The following is a 22375-nucleotide window of genomic DNA, read 5'->3' on the forward strand; positions in this document are numbered from 1 at the left end:
TTAGTTTAAGTAACATAAAAAATTTTAATTTTTGTTATTAAACATTATGATGTTAGTTTATATTGTCAAGGTGGACAGCTTCCCCTATTCTTATAGGATAGGAAGCTTTACACTGCATTACTAAAAAATGTGGGCCTCCCCGTCCAAATTTTTAGATTTCTCAAAGATTTGTAACGGTAATTTCGCTCATCCTCAAAGGAGATTCAAAAATGTCAATTGCCGTGGGAATGATTGAGACAAAAGGTTTTCCCGCTGTTGTGGAAGCTGCCGATGCTATGGTCAAAGCTGCCCGCGTTACCCTCGTGGGCTATGAAAAAATCGGCAGCGCCCGCGTCACAGTAATTGTGCGCGGCAACGTGTCGGAAGTCCAAGCCTCAGTCGCCGCAGGAGTGGAATCCGTCAAGCGCGTGAACGGCGGAGAAGTCGTCTCTACCCACATTATCGCTCGCCCCCACGAAAACCTAGAATACGTTCTGCCGATTCGATATACAGAAGCAGTAGAACAGTTCCGAGGCTACTAAGTTCTTAGCGCACAAAAAATTCCTTAAACGAAAATTTGTGCGACCGTCAAAAATTAACAGTTTAGTTCCCCCAATATTCAATCAGGAGTAAAACCAATGGCAATTGCAGTTGGCATGATCGAAACCTTAGGCTTCCCCGCAGTGGTAGAAGCCGCTGACGCGATGGTCAAAGCAGCCCGCGTCACCTTGGTAGGCTACGAAAAAATCGGTAGCGCTCGGGTTACGGTAATTGTAAGAGGAGATGTCTCGGAAGTGCAAGCTTCTGTCGCAGCCGGAGTAGAGTCAGTGAAGCGCGTTAACGGCGGACAAGTGATGTCCACCCACATTATCGCCCGCCCTCACGAAAACTTAGAGTACGTGTTGCCCATTCGCTACACCGAAGCTGTAGAACAGTTCCGCGAAGGCGTGAGCGGCATTCGCCCACTCAACAGATCTTAAGACAGGCGATCGGCTGTTAGGGGCGTTTGGTAATTAAAAATTAAAAATTAAAAATCGCGCTGTTTTTGATTTAGCATTTTTAATTTTTAATTGAGGTGGGTATGGGATATTGGTTATTAGTCATGAGTCAGGAGTCATTAGTCATTAGTTACTAGACGAAGCTCTAAAAAGCGGACAGCGGACTGAGGAAAGAGCTAATTAAAAAAAGACAAGTGACACTGTAAAAATGACAGTTACCAATTACCTATTACCTATTACCTAAAATGCAAATGGCCAAAGTTCTCGGCACAGTTGTCAGTACCCAAAAAGAGCCGACACTGAGAGGATCGAAATTTCTACTGTTGCAATTCATCGATGAGGAAGGTTCCCCAGTTGCCGGATATGAGGTAGCCGCTGACTGTGTGGGCGCTGGTATCGATGAATGGGTCTTAGTGACCCGAGGCAGCGCAGCCCGGATTGCACCCGGAAGCGAAAACCGTCCGATCGATGCTCTGGTAGTAGGCATTATAGATACTGTCAATGTAGAAAATCGCCTCATTTACAGTAAAAAAGACGACCCATACGGCTAGTTGCAACCGTTAGCAGTTAGCAGTTAGTGGAAAAATAACTAACAACTAACAACTAACAACTAACAACTAACAACTAACAACTAACAAAAAGATTTTTCAGCTTAGGAGAACTTAATTTATGGCAGTCCGCAACGTTGCGGCTCCCCCGACGCCTTGGTCGAAAAACTTGGCTGAGCCCAAAATTCACGATACCGCCTTCGTACATTCCTTTTCTAACATTATTGGGGATGTGCATATCGGTTCTAATGTGATGATTGCCCCGGGGACATCTATCCGCGCCGATGAAGGCACTCCTTTTTATATCGGACAAGGAAGCAACATTCAAGACGGAGTAGTGATTCACGGCCTAGAACAAGGCCGAGTCACAGGAGACGACGGCAAGTCCTATTCTGTGTGGGTGGGGAAAAATACTTCCCTCACCCACATGAGTTTAATTCACGGCCCTGCCTACGTGGGCGAGGATAGCTTTATCGGCTTTCGCTCTACGGTGTTCAATGCCAGAGTGGGCAAAGGCTGCATTGTCATGATGCACGTACTAATTAAAGATGTGGAGATTCCCGCCGGTAAGTACGTGCCTTCGGGAGCCATCATCACTAATCAGAAGCAAGCCGATCGCTTGCCTGACGTTCAAGATTCTGACGTTCAATTTGCGACCCATGTCATCGGCATCAATGACGCTCTGAGAACGGGTTATCGCTGCGCTGAGAACATCGCCTGTCTAGCACCAATTCGCAACGAGAAAAGTACAGACCCAAATATGACTCAAACCAAATATTCTACCAATGCCGGCACCCAATTGAGTCCAACTCTTGCCGATAGCATCCGCAATTTACTAGCTCAAGGATACAGCGTGGGAGCCGAACACGCCGACGTGCGACACTTCCGGACCGGTTCTTGGCGCACTTGCGGCCCGATTTCCTCAAAGCGCGACTCTGAAGTAATCGCGGCTCTGTCAGCTTGCATGGCCGAGCACCAAGGAGAATACGTCCGCTTGATCGGGATTGACACCAAAGCCAAGCGCCGCGTACTAGAAGAAATCGTCCAAAGACCGGGAGACAACGGCTCTAACGGTTCTAACGGTGCGAAAACTCACCAATCTAACGGTAAAGTTGCACAAGCTTCCAACCACAATAGCGGTTCCGTGTCAAGCGGAAAATTGAGTGCCGAAACAGTGGCTCAGGTTCGCGGCTTGCTAGCTCAAGGCTACAAGGTGGGGACGGAACACGCCGACGCGCGCCGCTTCCGCACCAGTTCTTGGCAAAGCGGGGCTTCGCTGCAAGTGAGAAACGAATCTGAGGCGATCGCCGCTTTGGAAGCTGTGATGAACGAGTACCCGGGCGAATACGTGCGCTTGATCGGGATTGACCCGAAAGCTAAGCGACGCATAGTTGAAGAAATTATTCAGCGTCCCGACGGCCCGGTTGGTCAATCGGCTCAGCCGGCCGCAACATCTAAGTCGGCAGCAACATCGGGATACAAAGCAGCTTCGACTGGTGCCGCGAGCAGCGGAAGTTTGACCGGCAAGACGATCGACCAAATCCGCAACCTGCTTTCCCAAGGCTACAAAATTGGCACGGAACACGCCGACGCGCGCCGTTTCCGCACCGGTTCTTGGAGCAGTTGCGCGCCGATCGCATCCAACCGCGAATCCGAAGTGATTTCTGCCCTCGAAAGCTGTCTCAAAGAACACAGCGGCCAGTACGTCCGCTTGCTTGGCATCGACTCCAAGGCGAAGCGCCGGGTGCTCGAAGAAATTATCCAACGACCTTAATTTGCCTGGTAATTAGCCTGTTTCTCCCGTTAAGCCCTCGCACAGGGGCCAACGGGAGAAACCCCAGCGGATTGAAGTTGGATTTGAGATAGTTAAAAAGCTCGATTGAGAAATGTTGGTCAAAATTTAGAATCTTCTGAAAGTTTCTATAAAACGTTAAAGCATCAAGCTTCTCAGTATTAGTAAATTATCGTTTCTTAGATTGACATGGTTAAATTTATCAGTCGAGAAAACCCATAATTTAAAGTCCTTTTATCGAAAAAAATAGCTCCTTTCATGGTGAAGTCGAATGTATTTATCGCCACTGCAATTAAGTAGCAACTCTCAGATTTTGATGAGTGGCGATGTAGTTGTGAATGAGGGTGCGGCGATCGCCCCGGGAGCAATCCTGCAAGCAGCTCCGGGCAGCCGGATCTCGATCGCCGCCGGTGCCTGTATCGGTATGGGAGTTATCCTTCACGCCCGTGAAGGTACTCTGGAAATCGCGGCGGGCGCTATTCTAGGTGCAGGAGTTCTGGTGGTAGGTGCGGGAACGATCGGGGAAAATGCCTGTATTGGCGCCGGGACGACCCTAATCAATCCTTGTATCGACAAAATGCAAATTATGGCAGCAGGTTCTCTAATCGGAGATACCAGCCGCCAAGCCGCCGCAGAAGCAACCGCAACAGCGCCAACAGCAGCGCCAACATCACCAGAAACCCCCGAAGCCCCTACGCCACCAGTCGATCGACCGATCGAGCCGATCGAGCCGCCACAACCCGCCCAAACACCGCCTCAAACTGCGCCGGAGACTGCCCCAGAGCCGCCGGAATCCACCGCCGCAGAGCCGCCCCAACCAGGGGAGACGCCAACTATTCTGTACGGCCAAGCTCACATCAATCGACTGCTGGGGACGCTGTTTCCACACCGGCAAGCTTTTAATCGATCGGAGGAAAACGGCCAAACTCTATCGGGCGGTTCCGGGTAGCCGTCATTTCGGCAAAAGGCAGCTATGCTGAAGGCAGAAAGATCAAATATAAATAGGTAATCTCATATTATTGGTAGCTCAGCAATTTGTCAGGCCTTGCAGCAGCAATCAGTGTATTGTAGCTCGTGCAGTCTGTCTTCTCATCTGAGAAACTATAAACTATCAACAAATTTTTATTTTGGGAAGTTTCTAAGGGTAATAGAAGATGGACGGACAAACAGATCGTAACAGTCACGAAGAGCGATCGCAGCGCCAGGAATACTTCAAAGACACTGCTTTGGGTTTGGTATCCACCAAGAGTTTTCCGGCAATTGTGGGGACTGCTGACATGATGCTGAAGTCGGCAGGGGTGATTTTAGTAGGATACGAAAAAATTGGTTCCGGTCACTGTACGGCGATCGTCCGGGGCAGAATTTCGGATGTGCGTTTGGCTGTGGAAGCTGGAGCTCAAACTGCCGAACAGTTCGGGCAGTTTGTTTCTAAGTTGGTGATTGCTAGACCTTTGGCTAATTTGGAAGTGGTTTTGCCGATCGGCTTTCGCCTGACTCAACTGTCGGAAAAAGGCAGTTATTCTCGGCTTAGCAATCAGGCGATCGGTTTGCTCGAAACCCGGGGATTTCCGGCAATGGTCGGTGCTTGCGACGCTATGCTCAAATCTGCAGACGTACACTTGGCAGCTTACGAGAAAATAGGCGCCGGTTTGTGTACGGCAATTATTCGCGGTGCAGTAGCAGATGTAGCAGTAGCCGTAGAAGCCGGGATGTACGAAGCTGAGCGAATTGGCGAGTTGAACGCGGTGATGGTAATTCCGAGGCCTTTGGAAGATTTGGAACAAACTTTACCGCTGGCGAGTTGCTGGATCGAGCAGCGTCAACCTGTGATGATGCCCGTGTCGGTTAAGGAAAAGGAACAAGAATTGATCGAACTTCCAGATTTGGAGAAATTGACTGTTTATGTGGAAGAGGAAATCAATCGGTAATTGGTAATTAGGCAACAAAAGTTTGTAGAGACGTACTACCGCAAATACTGAGACGAAGTTTGTCAAAAAAATATAGAGTTTACTCGGTAGGACTGCTGGCAACAATTTATACTGAGTAGCGGTATCAAACTTAATTTGCCGATCGAGCCGATCGCCGCCGCATCAAGAGACACAGAACACCAAGTAAAACTAGACTTTTGAGATCAGGTCGATCGTCGGGTAAACAATCGAACTGACTAAGTAAATCCAGCCGAGGTGCAGATCCTTTCAACAGGATTTAACTACTGTTAAAATAAACCAAAAAGCCTGTTTAGGGTAGATTGCCGGGAATCATTTAAGAGTTACTCTGACCGCAGGTGGCTGCTCTTTCAACAGATTAACGGCTGTCGAACTCAAAACTGACTGCACAGGAATCAACCCCCAGCATCAAGCAATCCTGAAAGTTGACCTATGAACCTCAAACAATTTTACAAGCGCGGTTTGCACAGCGCCAAGAAAGGAAACTATGAAGCGGCACTTGAGGACTTCGATCAGATACTGCAAGTCAATCCCGCCGATGCCAAAGCCTATAACAATCGCGGCTTGGTTTACTATTACATGAAAGACTACCAAAAAGCGCTCGCAGACCTCAGCCAAGCCCTAGATATCAATCCTAATTTCTTCGAGGCTTACTTGAATCGAGGCAATGCTTGGCGTCATCTCGGAGAACACGAAAAAGCCATTGATGATCTAAACTGCGCTTTAGCAAATAAGCCTAACAGCCACGCTATCTACAACAACCGGGGACTTGTACTTGCTAATTTAGGAAATTACGAAGAAGCAATAGAAGACTACAATCGAGCTCTATCTCTCAATTCCCACAATTATAAAACCTATTACAACCGGGGGCGCGCTTACTACCTTTTGGGAGAAAAAGAGGCAGCAACGGAAAATTTTAACGAAACGCTGCGGTTGAACCCTAAATATATCAAAGCTTACATAAATCGAGGTCTCTGTTACCACCAATTAGGAGACAATACGCAGGCGATCGCCGATTACAACACTGCACTCGGCATCGATCCACAAAATGTTTATGCCTATTATAACAGAGGTTGTGTTCGCTATAAATTAAAACAAATGCAGCTTGCAATTGAAGACTTTGACAAAGCAGTAAAACTCGATCCGAACTATGTTAAAGCTTATCTCAACCGGGGTTTAGCGCTGTATAAACTTGGAGATGTTACCGCAGCAAATAGAGATTTTTACCATGTAATGTGCATTAATGCTGAAGCTTATTTATACTACCAGGCCCAGCGGTGCACGCCTGATATTAATTCATACTTCAAGGAAGCGCCACAGGTAGAACTTAATAATGGTGCCGAATACTACAACACAACCTTAAATACGATGTCAACTTCCTTAAGTTCCGCAGCATTAAACGCGGTCTGGAATCAAGAAGATTTGGAGAACCGAGACTCGATTATCTGTGAAAGTGAATTTATCAATAATTGAATTAGTCAGTAATCCGGGTTCTTCCGTACTTAATGGGCTAAAATGTTACAATAATATCCAATTTTAGCACACTAAGTACGGAAGAACCATAAACATTAACTGAAACTATTCCATTATCTACTTTTCCTACACTTCCCAGATATTGTGTAGCTACATAGTCAGTTTTCCCCCCTTTTTTTTATTTATCTCCTGTTTCATTAATTACTAGGGTAATTTTCTTGCCCTTTAATTATTTGAGAATTTTTATTAATCTTTTTGGCTTCATTTCAATTACCGACCCAGGTGATTTGGTAATAAAATGATGCAACCAATGTGCAGATTTTATTGCTACTACTTTACCTATTGAGGGTAAGGGTTTTCTTTCTAGGGGTGCAATTATTCCTAAATGTAAATATTTACAACTTTCATAATTTCTTACTTCTTTAAATATGTCTTTATACTGTGCACAATAGTCCTCTATCACTCTCGTTGTTGATTATGCGTCTCTCGCCAAATGTTTGAGAACTTGTAACCCTACATCCATTGCTCTGCCTCATTTGTAGCGTTTTTATCTTTTCACACTTTTATTTTAATACTCGGAGAGTGACAGAAGAGGGGTAAGGTTGGGTAACGCCATTCAAGATTTTAAGTTCAGCCGTTCTCCGGCCAGGAGAACTTCAATTTCCGTTTAACACTTGAACAATTGAATCAGTAAGTTCCTTAAAGCTTGCTCTCCCAAGCTGCGGGACAGCAGCGAGGGCTAAGTTCTCTTCTATATGTTTTGGCGCTTTCATCCCTACAAGGGCACTCAAGAGGCCAGGGGCGCTGCGGGTATATTGGAGCGCCCGCTGGCAGTCTGTCCGCAAGCGATCGCCAAAGGCAGAAGCAATCTTTTCTGGGATCTGACCAATAACCTGCGCTTCACAGATCGACCTACTGGCGATCGCGGAAATGCCTAAGCGATCGGCAGCTTCCAATACTGAGACTTGTTCTCCTTTGATTGTTTGAGTTGGGCTTAGCACCGCTTCCGGCATCCCCATATTCAAAGGAAGCTGGATAAACCGAAACCGATCCTCTTTGTTCCCAGCTACTTCCCGAGCAAGAAATTTCGCACGCGCCAGATCAATATGATCCCTTTGAGTTGGAGGTACGCGAAAAGCATTCCAAGTTGCCAGACCGTAATTGGCAATTTTTCCAGCTAAAACTGCACCTTCAAGTACCTCAAAAACCTCTCGCAACCGATTGTAAAAAGTATCGGGTTCAACTTGAGAAAGTAGCTTTTCGGGATTGTGAAGATAGTAGACATCGATTGTCTCAATGCCGAGGTTGGCGAGGCTCCAATTAAGCTGATCTTGAATGTATTCTGGGTGGATGCAGTAACGCTCCGCAGCCAAATCTGCCATGCTGACAGTAGAGTTGTTTGGCTCGACGTACTGCTGATAAAACCACTCTACATGGTTTGGAGTTGGATGCGGAACAACGCCGCCTTTCGTACAGATAATTAGTTCATCTCTTGAGGCTTTTCCCGATTCCAGGAGACGCCGGATAGCCTTTCCGACACTCCGCTCTCCGTACTGGTAGCGGTAGTTGATTGCTGAGTCAATTACGTTGGCACCCCGCCGAACCGATTCAACTACAGCATCCGCCACAAGAGTGTCAGTATACTCATCTGGTTCGCCAAGGTAAGTGCCAATTCCAATCGAGCTGGCAACGAGCGAACCACTTTCTCGGAAGTGATCGGCTGCACAATTTTTGTTGTGCCGTTCCATGTAACGCCGCGTTCCTTCTGCGGTAGCTCTGCCTGCGATCGCGATCGCATTACTACTTCCTAACATAAAAATCTTTTGCCTCTTCTTGAATAAACTAATCAGGACTTCCGCAAGTCTAAGTGATGCTTGATTTAAAATTCTCCTCAAATTGAGCAAGGTAGAAACGCGATCGCTCGCGCCTCTACATTTTTAGACCAGATGTTTGGGAGCCTCTATTAACTGGCGATCGACGAGATAAGAAAAATAAGTCCGAAACAAACTCGCATCCGCTTGCGGGCAGATAATATTTGTTCCAGAAAGCCCCTTCAACGCATTCTGGCAATCGAATTTCAGCGTCGCAGATTTAGGCATTTCTGCTTCCGAAACTTTTTCGGAGAAAAGACCGACAAGCGGATACAACGCATTTTCTGGAGAAGATCCAGCGCGATTGATTATTTCTGCTTGCCAAGTCTCAGAAGAAACTCGTTTGATTGGATAACCCATTGAGCCAATCCAGCCAAGCAATTCACTCATTTGAAAGGACTGAGTGTTGACTAAATGAAAAGTCTTTCCGAGCAATTCTTTTTGGCTCGAAAGATGAACTATCGCTCTGCTCACATAGTCAACAGGCGCTACATTCATCAGCTTATCGTCATCGGGCGCACATCCAAGTTGCACGCAACCAGCGATTAACCTGTACAGCAAGTCGCTGGGATTGCAGGCCCCTGTTTGGCTGTCCCCAGAAATGCGACCTGGCCTGTAAATGCTAACAGGAATCCCGCGATCGCGCGCGACCTCTACTAACTTTTCTGCCACCCACTTCGTCTGAGTGTAAGCGCCTTTTAGACCCTCTCCCGGAGTGAGTTCATCCTCCTCTCGCACGAGCTTAATCCCAGATTCTCCCATTGCCGAGAAAACAGAAATCGTAGAAATTAAATGGACGGGTTTTAGCTTACTTTGACTCGCCAATCTCAGAACTTCCTGCGTCCCCAAAACGTTAGCGGGTTTGAGAACCGAGTAGGGATAAGTAAACTTGACAAACGCGCCATTGTGGTAAATGACATCAATTTTACTGGCTAAAACTCGGAACTGCTCCTCGGAAAGCCCCAAAAGTGGTTGAGACAAATCTCCAGCAATTGGGATAATGCGATCGCTGCTGCTTTCATCCCAAATTAAATAGGATTCGAGGCTGCTTTGAATCCGTTGTTTGGCTGATTCTGCATCTGCCGAACGGACTAGGCAATAAATTTCTGCTTGAGTTTGTTGTAAGAGATCGCGGAGTAAAAAGGCTCCCAAAAAGCCCGTCGCCCCTGTTAAGAGAATGCAAGCTGGTTCAGTTTTTGGCTCGCTCAATGGACTTGCAGGGCGAATTGCCGGATCTAAAACAACTTCAGCGTTAATATCGAAACTTGCAGTGCGATCGCCCGCTGTGTTGCCCCCTTGTTGCATTTCGATTTTTTCAGCTAAACCAGCTACAGTAGGAGCTTCAAACAAAACGCGCAAAGGCAATTCCACCTGGAAAGATTCTCGCACTTTGGCTAACAACTGAGTAATCAGTAATGAGTGCCCCCCCAAGTCAAAGAAATTGTCGTGAATTCCTACCTTTTGAAGGTTGAGAAGCTGGCTCCAAATTCCGGCAAGAATCTCCTCACCGGGAGTGCGAGGGCCTACAAAGGTATCTGTAAAATTGGCTGCTATGGACGGTGCAGGAAGCGCTTGACGGTCTATTTTGCCATTGGGAGTCAGTGGCAGCGCTTTCAGAACCACAAAAGCAGAAGGTATCATGTATTCGGGCAGCTTTTCTTTGAGGAATGAACGCAGGCTTTCAATCAGTTGTGAGTCCTGAACGCTGAGTTTTGAGTGAGAAACGATATAGGCGACTAAACGCTCATTTCCCGGTTCATTTTCCTGAAGTAAAACGGCTGCCTCGCGTACAGAGGGATGATGAGACAGAGCCGCCTCAACTTCCCCTAATTCAATGCGGAAACCTCGCAGCTTTACTTGGCGATCGACGCGACCGATAAATTCTATGTTTCCGTCTGGCAAATAGCGAGCTAAGTCGCCAGTTTTGTAAAGTCGAGTTTCCGGTTCCTGAGTCAAGGAATTGCAAATGAATTTTTCGGCCGTGAGTTCTGGTTGGTTTAGATAGCCACGAGCCAATCCCGCACCAGCAATATATACTTCACCCGCTACCCCTACAGGAACCGGCTGCAAGTGCGAATCGAGCAAATAAATCTGCGTGTTGGGTAGCGGGCGACCTAAAGGAACTGTCTGGGAAATGCGATCGCCCTGCATTTTTACCTGATAAGTCAGGACGCCTACAGTTGTTTCTGTCGGCCCGTAATGGTTGAAGATTGAGCAGTCGGGATTGTATTTCTGAATTGTTTCAATTAAATTCCACATCAAAGGCTCACCGCCGAGAATTAATCGCTTTTTCGGCAAGATATGCGCGGGGTTAGAAGCACTCAACAAAGCTTTTAAGTGAGATGGAACAATTTTCAGACAATCGATAGAATGTTGCTGAAAATAAGCCGCGATTGCTTCTGAATCGGTTGCGCGTTCTTGAGAGATGATGTGCAGGCATCCACCCGAACACAAAGCGGGGAAAATAACGGTGTTTCCCAAGTCGGCGGCGAAGGTAGAAACGGTGGCATAATTTGCACCGGATGGCAAGTTTAATTTTTCCTGAATTCCGTGCAGGTAATTGAGCAGTTGTCGGTGCTCAATGGCGACTCCTTTGGGGGTGCCGGTGGAACCGGAGGTATAGATAATGTAAGCTAAATTTTCACCAGAAGCAGAGACGAAAGTAGTAGGAGAAAAAGAGGGAATGTCTGTATCTAAGCAGACGATATGTGCCTGAGTTTCAGGCAAATTTTTGATGAGATGCTGTTGCGTTAACAGCACTGGAGTCTGAGCATTTTCCAGCATCAATGCTAGGCGCTCTTTGGGCATGGCTGGGTCGAGCGGTAGGTACGCGCCACCTGCTTTGAGGATGCCTAGAATTCCAGCGATCGCCTGTAGGGGCGGTGCCCCCGTGCCCGCCCTCCTTTCGACGCAAAGGCCGACAATCACCTCTGGCTTGACACCTAATTGTTGCAAGTAATGGGCGATTTGGTTAGCGCGGGCGTTGAGTTCGCTGTAGGTAATTTGCTGATTTTCACAAACAGCAGCTATACGGTTGGGCGATCGCTCTGCTTGTTCTTCAAATAGCTGGTGAACGCACTTATCGAGCTGGTAATCTGCTTTGGTGCTGTTGAATTCTACTAATAATTGATTTCGGGCGCGATCGCTCAGCATTTCGAGCTTGCCGATTGCGGTTTGTGGGTTGCTGGCTACACTTTGCACTAAGGCGCAAAATTGCTCTGCCAAGCACCGGATACTGTTGTCTGCAAGGAAGATAGGATCGTAGTGAAACTCAGCGGCGAGCGAGTCATTTTGGCGGTGGCAAGAGAGTTTAACTTTGAAGCGATCGCAGCACGCATACTGCTTGTAAATCGAAAAACATACGCCACTAGCCGAATGCTTTTCGAGGTGTTCCTCAAACTCGAAACAAAATGGAAAGCCGGAAGAGTTGCCTAGATATTCGTGGGAGAAATATTCTTGATACTTGTATGCCTCGCATTCTTCATGCTGAATTTGCTGCAAGGTTTCCGCGAAAGAAAAGTTTTCTGTTAGTTGGCTCAACAGCGGTAAAAATTTGGCAAACAGCCCAAGCGCTGGCTCTAGTTCTTCGTATTTTCGACCATCGAATGCCACGCCAACAGCGATCTGTGATTGGCCAATCAGCCGCCAGAGCAAAATTTTCCAGCAAGCGAGCAAGAATGTAGAAAGTGAGGTGTTATACTGGCGGGCGATCGCTTCCACTTTTTCCAGCAAAGCTAACTCTAATTTGACCTCAAAAGTTTGGGGAGTAAATTGAGCTGGCGCCTTAATGAATCTCTTTTCAAACGGCAACGTTAAACTCGCTAGCGCTGAAAAATTATGCCCAGTCCAGTATTCTTTGCCCTCCGCCGCTTCCTCATCTTCGAGCAATTCATTTTGCCATTCGGAAAATTGAATGTATTGCACAACTTCCTCGGTAATTTCTTCGCCGTGAAGGCAGGTGGCATAGCACTGGCTGATTTCTTGAACCAGATTTTTTAGTGTGCGACTATCGGCGCACAGTGCGGGCAAACTGACCAGCAAAATATGCCTCTCAGATGAAAGTGTAATTAAAGACAAGCGCCAAACAGGATTGCGACCAAAGTTGAATAAAGCGCTCTTTTCTTGCTGAAAAATATCTTCAAGTTTGGCTTCTTGTTCCTGGGGAGTCACTTCACTCAAGTTAACCCAGTTCCATGAAACAGAGCTATGTTCGGAGATAACTTGTATAGGAATTTTTAGCCCTGCCTTTCGGTGAAAGCTTGTGCGGATAATTTCGTGGCGATCGCTAACTTTTTGCAGCGCTTCTTTTAAGACATTTGCTTGGAGATTGCCCTCGACCAAAATTGCACATTGAGCGCGATAAGCGGGACTATCTTGTTGCAACAGCCACAGATATTTTTGTTGAGGAGAAAGCCGGAATCCATTAATTGTTTGCATTGGTTATATTGCTTTATGTTTTAGGTTCGCCAGGGATTTAAGTCCCTGGCTAATAGCTCAAGTCGGTTAAAAATCACATCACATCTTGCACCCTTGTCAAGAACAGGCAAGATGCCTGTTTCACAATAAAATTTATCTCTTGTGGAACAGGCATCTTGCCTGTTCCTAAACAAGTAATTGAGAAGGGTGCAACATCTCAGTTAAAACAGACTCTGGAAAAGGCGTTGAAGTGGCTACTACTGGCAATTATAACTTCGTAGCACATCCGCCTCAAGCCGAATTTGGCGGAAGAAAAGTCAGCTTTTAAATCTCTGCTTCACCGATCATTTCGCCCATTGCTACAACAATTTTTCGCGAACCGATAAATGGATTGCGACTGTGAGCGGCAAGCATATTATCTAGCATTAAGATGTCTCCTGCTTGCCAGGGAAAACTAACAGCAGCTTGCGCGTACACTGCCTGAATTTGTGCCATTACCGAGTCTTCAATAGGAGTGCCGTCACCGTAATAGACATTGCGGGGGAGGTTCTCTTCTCCAAAAACAGAGAGCAAGGAAGCGCGGGTTGCCGCATCTAAGCAAGAAATGTGGTGCAAGGGAAGTTGATTGAAAAATACCATCTCTTTTGTTTTTGGGTGCTTGGCAATTGCGGGGCAAATTTTGCGGGTTCTCAAATTATTTCCTGCTTTCCACTCAAATTCCATCCCGGCTTGCCGGCAGTATTCCTCAACCACGGATTTGTCTTCTGTTTGGAAAAAATCTTTCCAGCTTACATCCAGTCCGTCTGTGTAGTTACGAACGTACATAATTTGCTTTTGGGCAAATTTTTCTCTGAGTTTCGGGTCTAACAACTGGTAAATTTTACGGCAGTCAACAATCGGCGTTTCTCCGCCTTGTTGCGCTGGCTGAACGCAGAAAAACCAGATTTTCATCGGCCAGCGGTGCAGGTGCGAACTCTCGCTGTGAAATAAGATAGCTTTATCTGCTGGGTAAGGAGTTGAACCGTAAACTTTTCCGCTAACTCCTTCGCGTGGCAAATCCCCGTACTCGCCAAATAATTCCGAACAAATTGAGAGTGCAAACTGCTCGAATGCGGCAACCACATGGCCGATGAACCCTCGAAAAAGAATCCCTCCATGCTGTAGCAATTTGGCCTCTATAAATTCGCGGTTATTTTTCGCCCACTCTGCGAGATCGACATCGGCTACTGCGGGTTTGGCGACTAAAGGAAAGAGTTCGTCGGGGTGCAGGTACTCGGTTTTTATCAATTCGCCTTGCGGCAATGCCACTGGCTTCGGCTTGACGCTTTTGAACTTACTAAAATTGCTTTTTTCACGCTTTAATTCTTGCATGGCTTGTTTCTGCTTCTGGGCTTCAGTTAGAATTTCTAAAGTGTTCAAACGACTGTCAGGCTGCGCCACAATGCTGCCGAGGAGGGTTTCAAAGCGATTTGACATTTGACCGATTGTCTCTCTGTCAAATAGGTCAGAATTATACTTCCAACTGCCGACAATTCCTGTCTCTGTTTCCGAGACAAATAGCGCCAAATCAAATTTAGCCGTACCGCTATCAATTGCAACCGGCATTAAAGTTAAACCCGCCATTTCTAAAGCCGGCATAGGCGCATTTTGCATGACGAATAAAACTTGAAATAGCGGTGTCTGACTCAAGGTGCGATCGGGACCCAGTTCTTCTACCAGTTTGTCGAAGGGCAAATCTTGGTGAGTGTAAGCTTTTAATGTCACCTCGCGCACGCGATCGAGCAGTTGGCGGAATGTAGGATTGCCCCGCATATCGGTTCGCAAGACGAGGATATTGACAAAGAAACCAATTAAAGCTTCTGTCTCAACTTGTGTGCGGTTTGCCAGGTCAGTACCGACTACAATATCTTCTTGATTTGTGTAGCGATAAAGCAGCGTTTGAAGTGCTGCCAACAAGGTCATAAATAAGGTGACATTTTGTTGCCGACTGAGTGCATTTAGCGCTTCTGAAACTTGCCAATCAAGCTGGAATTCTTGAATCTCAGCTTGATTGCTAGAAACAGCAGAACGCGGTTGTTTGGCTGGCAATTGCAACGGGGGCAAAATTTGACCCAACTGCTGCTTCCAGTCAGCGAGTTTTGCTTCGAGAACTTCGCCTTGCAGCCAATTTGTTTGCCAAACAGCATAGTCTGCGTACTGTACAGAAAGTTCGGGTAGGGGAGAAGGTTTGCCACTGCCGAAAGCTTCATAAAGCGCCGCCACTTCCCGCACGAGTACCCCCATCGACCAGCCATCGGCTACGATGTGGTGTACTGTTAGTAACAGCAGGTATTCTGTCTCGTCAAGATGTAACAATGTGACGCGCAGTAACGGCCATTTTGTTAGGTCAAAAGGCTGTCGCGCTTCTTCAGCGGCGAGTCGCATTGCCTCGGCTTCTCGTTCAGCTTGCGATAACTCTCTTAAGTTTACGATCGGCAATGTGAATTTAAAAGATGAAATAATAACCTGAGCGGGTCGTCCTTCCACGGAATTAAAAGTTGTCCGCAATGCTTCGTGTCGCTTGATAATCTCCTGAAAAGTTTGCTCTAGAACCGCTACATTGAGCGCCCCCTTCAAGCGCACGGCTGCTGGGATATTATAGGCAGGATTCCCCGGCTGCAATTGGTCGAGAAACCACAGTCGTTGTTGTGCAAAAGAAAGGGGCAATTCTCCCTGCCTTGACGCCCGCTTGATGGGGGGTGCTTTCAGTTTTTGCTCGGCGCGATATTGCAAGAGGCTTTCGGTGACAGTTGCGACGGTAGGCGATTCAAAAAGAGAGCGCAAGGGTACTTCAATTTGAAAAGCTTCTCGCAGGCGAGAAATCGCCTGAGTAGCCAGCAATGAATGACCTCCCAATTCAAAGAAGTTATCGTGAATTCCCACTCGCTCTAAACCGAGAACTTTCGCCCAAATTTCTGCTATTAATTGCTCGTCGGGAGTTCGAGGCTGGGTAAAATTGCTCTCGAATTCCGCTGTGTTTGTGTCAGGTGCTCTTAGCGATCGCCGATCGATTTTTCCGTTAGGCGTTAAAGGCATTGCTTCCAGCAGCACAAACGCTGACGGCATCATGTACTGCGGCAGTTTTTGTTTGAGAAAGACGCGCAAGTGATTAATAAATTCTGAATGCGCAGGATCGGTGTCCCCGCGTCCGCCCCGGAGTTCTGAGTTAGCAACGATATAAGCTACTAAACGCTTGTCGCCCGGATTGTCCTCTCGAACCAGTGCGATCGCTTCTCGCACGGCTGGGTATTGGCTGAGTACCGCTTCAATTTCGCCTAATTCGATGCGAAATCCGCGAACTTTCACCTGGTGGTCGCTGCGCCCCATAAATTCAATGTTTCCATCTGGGAGATAGCGAGCCAAGTCCCCGGTTTTATAGAGGCGTTCTGAAAAAATAAACGAGGAAGGATGAAGGATGAATGAAGCATGAATTGGGTCTTCTGCAAAGGGGTTAGGAATAAACTTCTCTGCGGTCAGTTCCGGTCGGTTTAGGTAGCCTCTAGATAAGCCGGCACCGCCGATGTGCAGTTCGCCAAATACGCCAACGGGAACCGGCATTAAATAGCGGTCTAATATGAAAATTTGAGTGTTAGCAATCGGGCGACCGATGGAAACTGATTCATCTTTGCGATCGACCTGATAGAGAGTAGACCAGATAGTGGTTTCTGTAGGGCCGTATAAATTCCACACAGAAGCGCAGTGCAGAAGCAACTGATTGGCGAGGTGTCGGGGTAAAGCTTCTCCCCCGCACAGTATTTTTAATTGATTGTTTCCCTGCCATCCTGCTGCTAAAAGCATTTTCCAACTGGCTGGAGTAGCTTGCATGACTGTCGCGCCAGAATTTGTTAATGTTTCTAAAAGCTTTTCCCCGTTAGATGCCACTTCTCGGCTGGCTACAACAACGCGAGAACCTGTTGTAATAGGCAGGAACAGTTCCAGCGCTGCAATGTCAAAAGATAAGGATGTTACTGCTAGCCAAACATCTCGGTCTGCGATCGCGAGTTGTTGGCGCATAGAACTCAAGAAGTTAACGACAGAGGCGTGGGAAATTTGCACTCCTTTGGGTTTACCTGTTGAGCCTGAAGTATAGATGACATAGGCTAAATTGGAGGAATTTTGTAAACCCACGACTGGCTCGTCGCAGCTCGATATGCCTTCCCAATCTGCATCCAGACACACGATGGAGGCGCTATGTTTGGGCAGGGTTTTTAATAGCTTTTGCTGAGTGAGTAACACTGAAATTTTCGCGTCTTCCAGCATGAATGCAAGGCGCTCTGGTGGATACGCTGGATCGAGGGGAACATAAGCGCCACCGGCTTTGAGAATGCCGAGAAGCCCTACCATCATTTCTAGGGAACGATCGACATAAATTCCCACCAAAAATTCTGGGCTGATACCAATTTTTTGCAAGTAACTTGCGAGGTAATTTGCTTTTTTGTTCAGTTCCCGGTAAGTCAGATATTCATTTTCAAAGACGACAGCGATCGCATCCGGCGTCCGCTCTGCCTGCGCTTCAAATAGTTCATGTATGCACTTATCTTGCGGAAAACTCGATTGAGTATTGTTCCACTCGAACAGCAGTTGCTGCTGTTCAGGTTTCGTCAATATTGGCAAATTTGAAATGCGCTGTTCGGGATTGGCAGCTATACTTTCTAGTAAGGTTAAAAAATGTCCGGCTATCCGTCGTGCAGTGCTAGCGTCAAACAAATCTTGGCTATACTCAAGCGTTCCATTAATACCCTCTAATCCTTCCTCCAGGTCAAGCGCTAAATCAAATCTCGCCGTTTTCCGTTCTATTTCCAAACTGCTCAACGTCACTCCTGGCAATTTAATCTGCGACGTCGGAACATTTCGCAGAGAAAACAACACCTGAAATAGGGGATTATGACTTAAATCTCGTTCGGGTTGTAGGATTTCTACCAGTTTCTCGAAGGGCAAATCCTGGTGGTTGTACGCGCCGAGAGCTACTTCTCGCACGATCGCCAGTAACTCTTTAAAAGTCGGGTTGCTCGACAGATTGGTGCGGAAAACTAAGGTGTTAGCAAATAAGCCAATAACTTCCTCGATTTCGCGTCGGTTGCGGTTAGCAATGGGGGAGCCGACTAAAATATCTTCTTGCCCGGTGTAGCGATAGAGCAATGTTTTAAAGGCTGCCAGTAGGGTCATAAATAAAGTAGCTTTTTCCCGCTGGCTTAATTGGGCGATTTCCTCTGCGATCGCCTTGGGAATGGTGAATTTATGCACCGCACCTCGGAAGGTTTGTACTGCCGAGCGGGGGCGATCGGTTGGCAAATTTAGTACCGGGAGATTGCCTCCAAGCTGTTTTTTCCAGTAAGCAAGCTGCGTCTCTAAAACTTCTCCCTGCAACCACTGGCGCTGCCAACTTGCAAAGTCTGCGTACTGTACCGACAGTTCGGGAAGGGGAGAAGGTTTGCCAGTGGAAAAGGCTTGATAAAAGGTGGCGAGTTCCTGGATGAATATTCCCATTGACCAGGCATCGAAAATGATGTGGTGCGTACTCAATAGCAGCACCCAGTTGGAATCGCTCAAGTGCAGCAATTTGGCACGCAATAAGGGTGCTTGTGACAAATCGAAAGCTTGCTGAGCTTCGGCGGCGATTAACCGTTCAACTTCGCGAGCTCGTTCAGTTTCAGGAAGACCTCGCAAATCTATTTCTAAAATTTTCAATTCCAGATTGGAAGCGATCGCCTGAACGGGTTGCCCGTTTATTGTCTTAAAAGCCGTTCGCAAAACTTCATGACGCTTGACAAGTTCGTTGAGACTGCGATCGAGGGATCTCGCATCGAGTGTTCCCGTCAAACGCACGCCGGCGACGATGTGATAGGTAAAGTTGCCTGGAGTTAGTTGCTCAAAAAACCACAACCGCTGCTGAGCAAACGACAGAGGAAAAGTGTTAGACTCTCGACTTTGAGGCTGAATTTTTTCTAGCGAAACGTTTTCTTTTTTATGGTTGAGCCGCTGCAACAGCAACTCGCGCTTTTGGGGAGAAAGAGCCGCCATGCGTTCGATTAAATCACTCATTTGCTGACTCCTTGTTGGGCGAGAATTTCCTGAATTTGTGCTTCTGACAGTTGATCGAGGTCTGCTAAAACTTGAGCTAGCATTTCACTGTCTGTTTGTTCGACTTGCTTTTGCGCGATCGCTACTGCAAAATCGGCGACAGTGGCCGACTCAAATAAACGGTGCAAAGGCAACTCGACCTGAAATGCTTGGCGCACTCGGGAAATTACTTGAGTTGCTAATAAGGAATGCCCTCCTAATTCAAAAAAGTTGTCGTAAATGCCGACTTTTTCAAGTTTGAGAACTTCAGCCCAGATAGCGGCTAAAACTTCCTCGATATTTGTGCGAGGCGCGACAAAGTTTCCTGTCAACTCCGGTCGCATTTCGTCAGGTGCGGGCAGCGCTCGTCGGTCTACTTTTCCGTTAGAAGTTAAAGGCAAACTTTTGAGTATCACAAAAGCAGAAGGCACCATGTACTCCGGCAATTTTGACGTTAAAAAATTGCGAATTTCCTTGTGGGTAGGTGCTTGTTTCTGCTCGGAAATCAAATAAGCCACGAGGCGCTTTTGTGCCATCTCGTCTTCTGGCGCCACAACTACAGCCTGAGCGATATCTGGATGTTGCCCCAGCACCGCCTCAATTTCTCCCAATTCAATGCGGAAACCGCGAATTTTTACTTGGCCGTCAATTCGCCCGATAAATTCGATGTTTCCGTCTGGCAAATAGCGAGCCAAGTCGCCGGTTTTGTACAGTCGCGTCTTTGCTTGCGTGTCAAAGGGATTGGGAATAAATTTTTCTGCGGTTAATTCAGGGCGGTTAAGATATCCGCGTCCCAAATTATCACCGCCGATATACAGTTCACCAGGTACGCCGATCGGCACCGGCTGCAAGTAAGAATCCAAGATATAAATCTGAGTGTTGGCAATCGGAAGACCGAGTGGAACTGTGTCAAAATCGCACCCTATTTTATCAAACTCGACTTGATAAGTCAGGACACCTACAGTTGTTTCTGTTGGTCCGTAGTGATTGAATACTGAGCAACTGGGAGCAAGATTGCGAAGTGTTTTAATTAAGCTCCAGTTGGCTGATTCACCTCCTAAAATAAGCCGTTTACCAGGCAAAATTGACTTAGGTTGAGAGGAATTTAAAAGGGCCGCTAGGTGAGAGGGAACTATTTTAAGGCAGTCGATGGGATTGCTGCAGAAATATTCACCCAGTGCCTCTGGATCGGTGGCGCGTTCTTGGGAGATAATATGCAGGCAACCGCCGAAACAAAGGGCGGGGAAAATCGCTGTGTTTCCTAAGTCGGCGGCAAAGGTGGAAACGGTAGCAAAACTGGCTTTGGCTGGTAGGTTTAATTTTTCCTGAATGCTGTGCAGGTAATTGAGCAGTTGCCGGTGTTCGATCGCGACTCCTTTGGGGATGCCAGTGGAACCGGAAGTATAGATGAGGTAAGCTAAATTGTCAGAAGAGGCGCGATCGGTGTAAGAGGCAGAAGTAGTGGGAATGTCTGTATCGATGCAAACAATATTTGCCTGAGTTTTCGGCAAGCTTTCGATGAGCCGCTGTTGTACGAGCAAAACCTTCACCTGAGCGTCTTCTAGCATTAGCGCTTTGCGCTCTATTGGGGTCGTTGGCTCAATGGGTAAATAGGCGCCACCGGCTTTTAGTACGCCCAGCATTCCTACGATTGCCTGTAGGGGCGGTGCCCCCGTGCCCGCCCCCCTTTCAACGCAAATGCCAACAACGACCTCTGGCTCAACTCCCAAGTTTTGCAGGTGATGGGCGAGTTGATTGGCGCGATCGTTGAGTTCTCGGTAGGTGATTTGTTCACTTTCAAAGACGACGGCAATGCTGTCTGGATTGCGTTCTGCTTGTTCTTCAAAAAGCTGATGAACGCATTTATTTTTCGGATAATCTTTTTGAGTTTGGTTAAAGTCAATGAGAAGTTGCAGCCGATCGCGATCGCTCAGTATGTCTACCTGACTGATAGCGACTTCTGGATTTTTGACTGTGCTTTCTAAAAGCGCCTGAAAGTGTTCTGACAAGCGCTTTATATCTGCCGCAGCAAATAAAGCGGAATCGTATTGAAATTCAGCGCTTATGGAATTGCACAGGCGGAAGCAGGAGAGCTTGAGTTTGAATGGCTCTAGGCAGGCATCTTGCCGAACAAGGGAAAATGAAACGTCTGAATTACCATAGTTCTTAGGCTCTGCTTGGAAGTCAAAGCAGACGGGCCAAAAGCTGCTGCTTTTTTCGTTTTCTAGGATTTCTTCCCAGCTAAAATATTCTTGCCAGTTGTACATCTCGTTGAGATTAAGCTCAACTTGCTGCCTCACTTGTGAGAAATTTAACTCGTCTTGCACTGGGCATCGTAGGGGTAAGTATTTGCACAGCAGCCCCAGAGAGTGTTCTAATTCTTCATATTTTCTGCCGTCTATCGCTACGCCGATTATCGGGTTTTGCTCTCTGGTAAGCCTCCAAATGAGAATTTGCCAGCAAGTCAGCAGGAAGGCAGAAATATCGCTTTTGTGCTTTGGGGCGATCGCTTCCAGGCTGTTTAACAAATCACCCCGAATTTCCACCCTTTCTACTAGCGGCTTAAATTCCGTTTCGGAATTCTTCTTTTCCCAAGGAAGCGTTAATAAATCCAAAGATTCAAGGTTCAGCTTTCGCCAGTATTCTTTGCCGATTGCCGTTTCTTCTGATTCGAGCAGCTCATTTTGCCACTCAGCAATATCGGCATATTGCATTGGCTCATCGGCTGGTTCTTCTGGGCACGCACAGGCTGAGTAGGAAAGACTGAGTTCGCGGGTGAAATTTTTCAGGGTGACGCTATCTGCAATTAAGGCAGAGAAGTTCGCCAGCAATAGGTGCTTGTTTTGGGCCAGAGTGGCTAAAGAGATGTGCCAAAGTGGGCCGCGCTCAAAATCAAAAGGCAGCAGACTTAGTTGCTGAAAAAGCGCTGCGATTTTAGCTTCTTGTTCTTTTGAAGACAAACCCTTCAGATTGTGTTCCAAGATAGGAACTTCACCAGTGCTGGCGATCGCTTGCAGGGGTAGTGTCATCCCAGGCAAGCAGTGAAAGCTAGTACGCAGGATTTCGTGCCGATTTACGACATTTTGCAGCGCCCTTGTAAAAATCTCTCGATCGAGGTTTCCGGTAATTAAAATTGCACCTCGAACGCGATAAGTCTGTTGGCTTTTATTTTGCTGTAACCCCCACAGATGCCGTTGCTGTGGAGAGAGTCTAAACCCTTCGATTGTTTCGTTTTGCATTTCTAAAGTTCCTT

General features: G+C 47.1%; 11 protein-coding genes and 1 pseudogene. 7 read left to right on the top strand and 5 right to left on the bottom strand.

The genetic code is table 11. The features are described from left to right. The first annotated feature begins 209 nt into the window (after nucleotides 1–209). The 7 genes from QUB14_RS03690 (at nucleotide 210) to QUB14_RS03720 (ending at nucleotide 6736) form a co-directional block, all read left to right on the top strand. Complete coding sequence (locus QUB14_RS03690; RefSeq protein ID WP_006635059.1) at nucleotides 210–521, top strand: carbon dioxide-concentrating mechanism protein CcmK; 312 nt, start codon at nucleotides 210–212, stop codon at nucleotides 519–521. A 96-nt stretch (nucleotides 522–617) separates the two neighbouring features. Then, a complete protein-coding gene (locus tag QUB14_RS03695) occupies nucleotides 618–959 on the top strand; it encodes a carbon dioxide-concentrating mechanism protein CcmK (protein WP_006635058.1) in 342 nt (113 codons plus the stop codon). A gap of 263 nt (nucleotides 960–1222) precedes the next feature. Further along, entirely contained in the window at nucleotides 1223–1528 is a 306-nt protein-coding gene (locus QUB14_RS03700; RefSeq protein ID WP_333215294.1) for a EutN/CcmL family microcompartment protein, read from the top strand. 118 nt (nucleotides 1529–1646) lie between these two features. Then, complete coding sequence (locus QUB14_RS03705) at nucleotides 1647–3299, top strand: ribulose bisphosphate carboxylase small subunit (protein ID WP_333215296.1); 1653 nt, start codon at nucleotides 1647–1649, stop codon at nucleotides 3297–3299. A 289-nt stretch (nucleotides 3300–3588) separates the two neighbouring features. Beyond that, nucleotides 3589–4266, top strand: a complete 678-nt coding sequence (locus tag QUB14_RS03710) for a carbon dioxide concentrating mechanism protein (RefSeq protein WP_333215298.1) — start codon at nucleotides 3589–3591, stop codon at nucleotides 4264–4266. 205 nt (nucleotides 4267–4471) lie between these two features. Further along, a complete protein-coding gene (locus QUB14_RS03715) occupies nucleotides 4472–5245 on the top strand; it encodes a BMC domain-containing protein (RefSeq protein ID WP_190658091.1) in 774 nt (257 codons plus the stop codon). Nucleotides 5246–5695: 450 nt separating this feature from the next. After that, nucleotides 5696–6736: a tetratricopeptide repeat protein gene (locus tag QUB14_RS03720; RefSeq protein ID WP_333215300.1), complete on the top strand. Its 1041-nt coding sequence runs from the start codon at nucleotides 5696–5698 to the stop codon at nucleotides 6734–6736. Nucleotides 6737–6821: 85 nt separating this feature from the next. Here the strand turns inward: QUB14_RS03720 and QUB14_RS03725 are convergent. From QUB14_RS03725 to QUB14_RS03745, 5 genes and pseudogenes are all read right to left on the bottom strand, one after another. Further along, nucleotides 6822–7199, bottom strand: a pseudogene (locus QUB14_RS03725) (IS701 family transposase); the annotation flags it as partial. A gap of 193 nt (nucleotides 7200–7392) precedes the next feature. Continuing rightward, complete coding sequence (locus QUB14_RS03730; protein ID WP_333215302.1) at nucleotides 7393–8550, bottom strand: aldo/keto reductase; 1158 nt, start codon at nucleotides 8548–8550, stop codon at nucleotides 7393–7395. Nucleotides 8551–8673: 123 nt separating this feature from the next. Then, the gene (locus QUB14_RS03735) at nucleotides 8674–13044 is read right to left on the bottom strand and encodes an amino acid adenylation domain-containing protein (RefSeq protein ID WP_333215304.1); all 4371 of its coding nucleotides are present in this window, start codon (nucleotides 13042–13044) and stop codon (nucleotides 8674–8676) included. Nucleotides 13045–13347: 303 nt separating this feature from the next. Then, nucleotides 13348–19104 carry an amino acid adenylation domain-containing protein gene (locus QUB14_RS03740; RefSeq protein WP_333215306.1) on the bottom strand — a complete coding sequence of 1919 codons (5757 nt, stop codon included), beginning with the start codon at nucleotides 19102–19104 and terminating at the stop codon, nucleotides 13348–13350. Continuing rightward, nucleotides 19101–22361 carry an amino acid adenylation domain-containing protein gene (locus QUB14_RS03745; protein ID WP_333215308.1) on the bottom strand — a complete coding sequence of 1087 codons (3261 nt, stop codon included), beginning with the start codon at nucleotides 22359–22361 and terminating at the stop codon, nucleotides 19101–19103. The genes QUB14_RS03740 and QUB14_RS03745 overlap by 4 nt, the downstream gene beginning before the upstream one ends. Nucleotides 22362–22375: the final 14 nt, after the last annotated feature.

The sequence above is a fragment of the Microcoleus sp. B3-D2 genome, from assembly GCF_036705345.1.
Classification (GTDB): Bacteria; Cyanobacteriota; Cyanobacteriia; order Cyanobacteriales; family Microcoleaceae; genus Microcoleus.

Bases quoted from the DNA above. Each gene is read 5' to 3' on its own strand.
- QUB14_RS03745 (WP_333215308.1), bottom strand. From the start codon at position 22,361: ATGCAAAACGAAACAATCGAAGGGTTTAGACTCTCTCCACAGCAACGG.
- QUB14_RS03730 (WP_333215302.1), bottom strand. From the start codon at position 8,550: ATGTTAGGAAGTAGTAATGCGATCGCGATCGCAGGCAGAGCTACCGCA.
- QUB14_RS03695 (WP_006635058.1), top strand. From the start codon at position 618: ATGGCAATTGCAGTTGGCATGATCGAAACCTTAGGCTTCCCCGCAGTG.
- QUB14_RS03720 (WP_333215300.1), top strand. From the start codon at position 5,696: ATGAACCTCAAACAATTTTACAAGCGCGGTTTGCACAGCGCCAAGAAA.
- QUB14_RS03740 (WP_333215306.1), bottom strand. From the start codon at position 19,104: ATGAGTGATTTAATCGAACGCATGGCGGCTCTTTCTCCCCAAAAGCGC.
- QUB14_RS03690 (WP_006635059.1), top strand. From the start codon at position 210: ATGTCAATTGCCGTGGGAATGATTGAGACAAAAGGTTTTCCCGCTGTT.
- QUB14_RS03700 (WP_333215294.1), top strand. From the start codon at position 1,223: ATGCAAATGGCCAAAGTTCTCGGCACAGTTGTCAGTACCCAAAAAGAG.
- QUB14_RS03705 (WP_333215296.1), top strand. From the start codon at position 1,647: ATGGCAGTCCGCAACGTTGCGGCTCCCCCGACGCCTTGGTCGAAAAAC.
- QUB14_RS03715 (WP_190658091.1), top strand. From the start codon at position 4,472: ATGGACGGACAAACAGATCGTAACAGTCACGAAGAGCGATCGCAGCGC.
- QUB14_RS03710 (WP_333215298.1), top strand. From the start codon at position 3,589: ATGTATTTATCGCCACTGCAATTAAGTAGCAACTCTCAGATTTTGATG.
- QUB14_RS03735 (WP_333215304.1), bottom strand. From the start codon at position 13,044: ATGCAAACAATTAATGGATTCCGGCTTTCTCCTCAACAAAAATATCTG.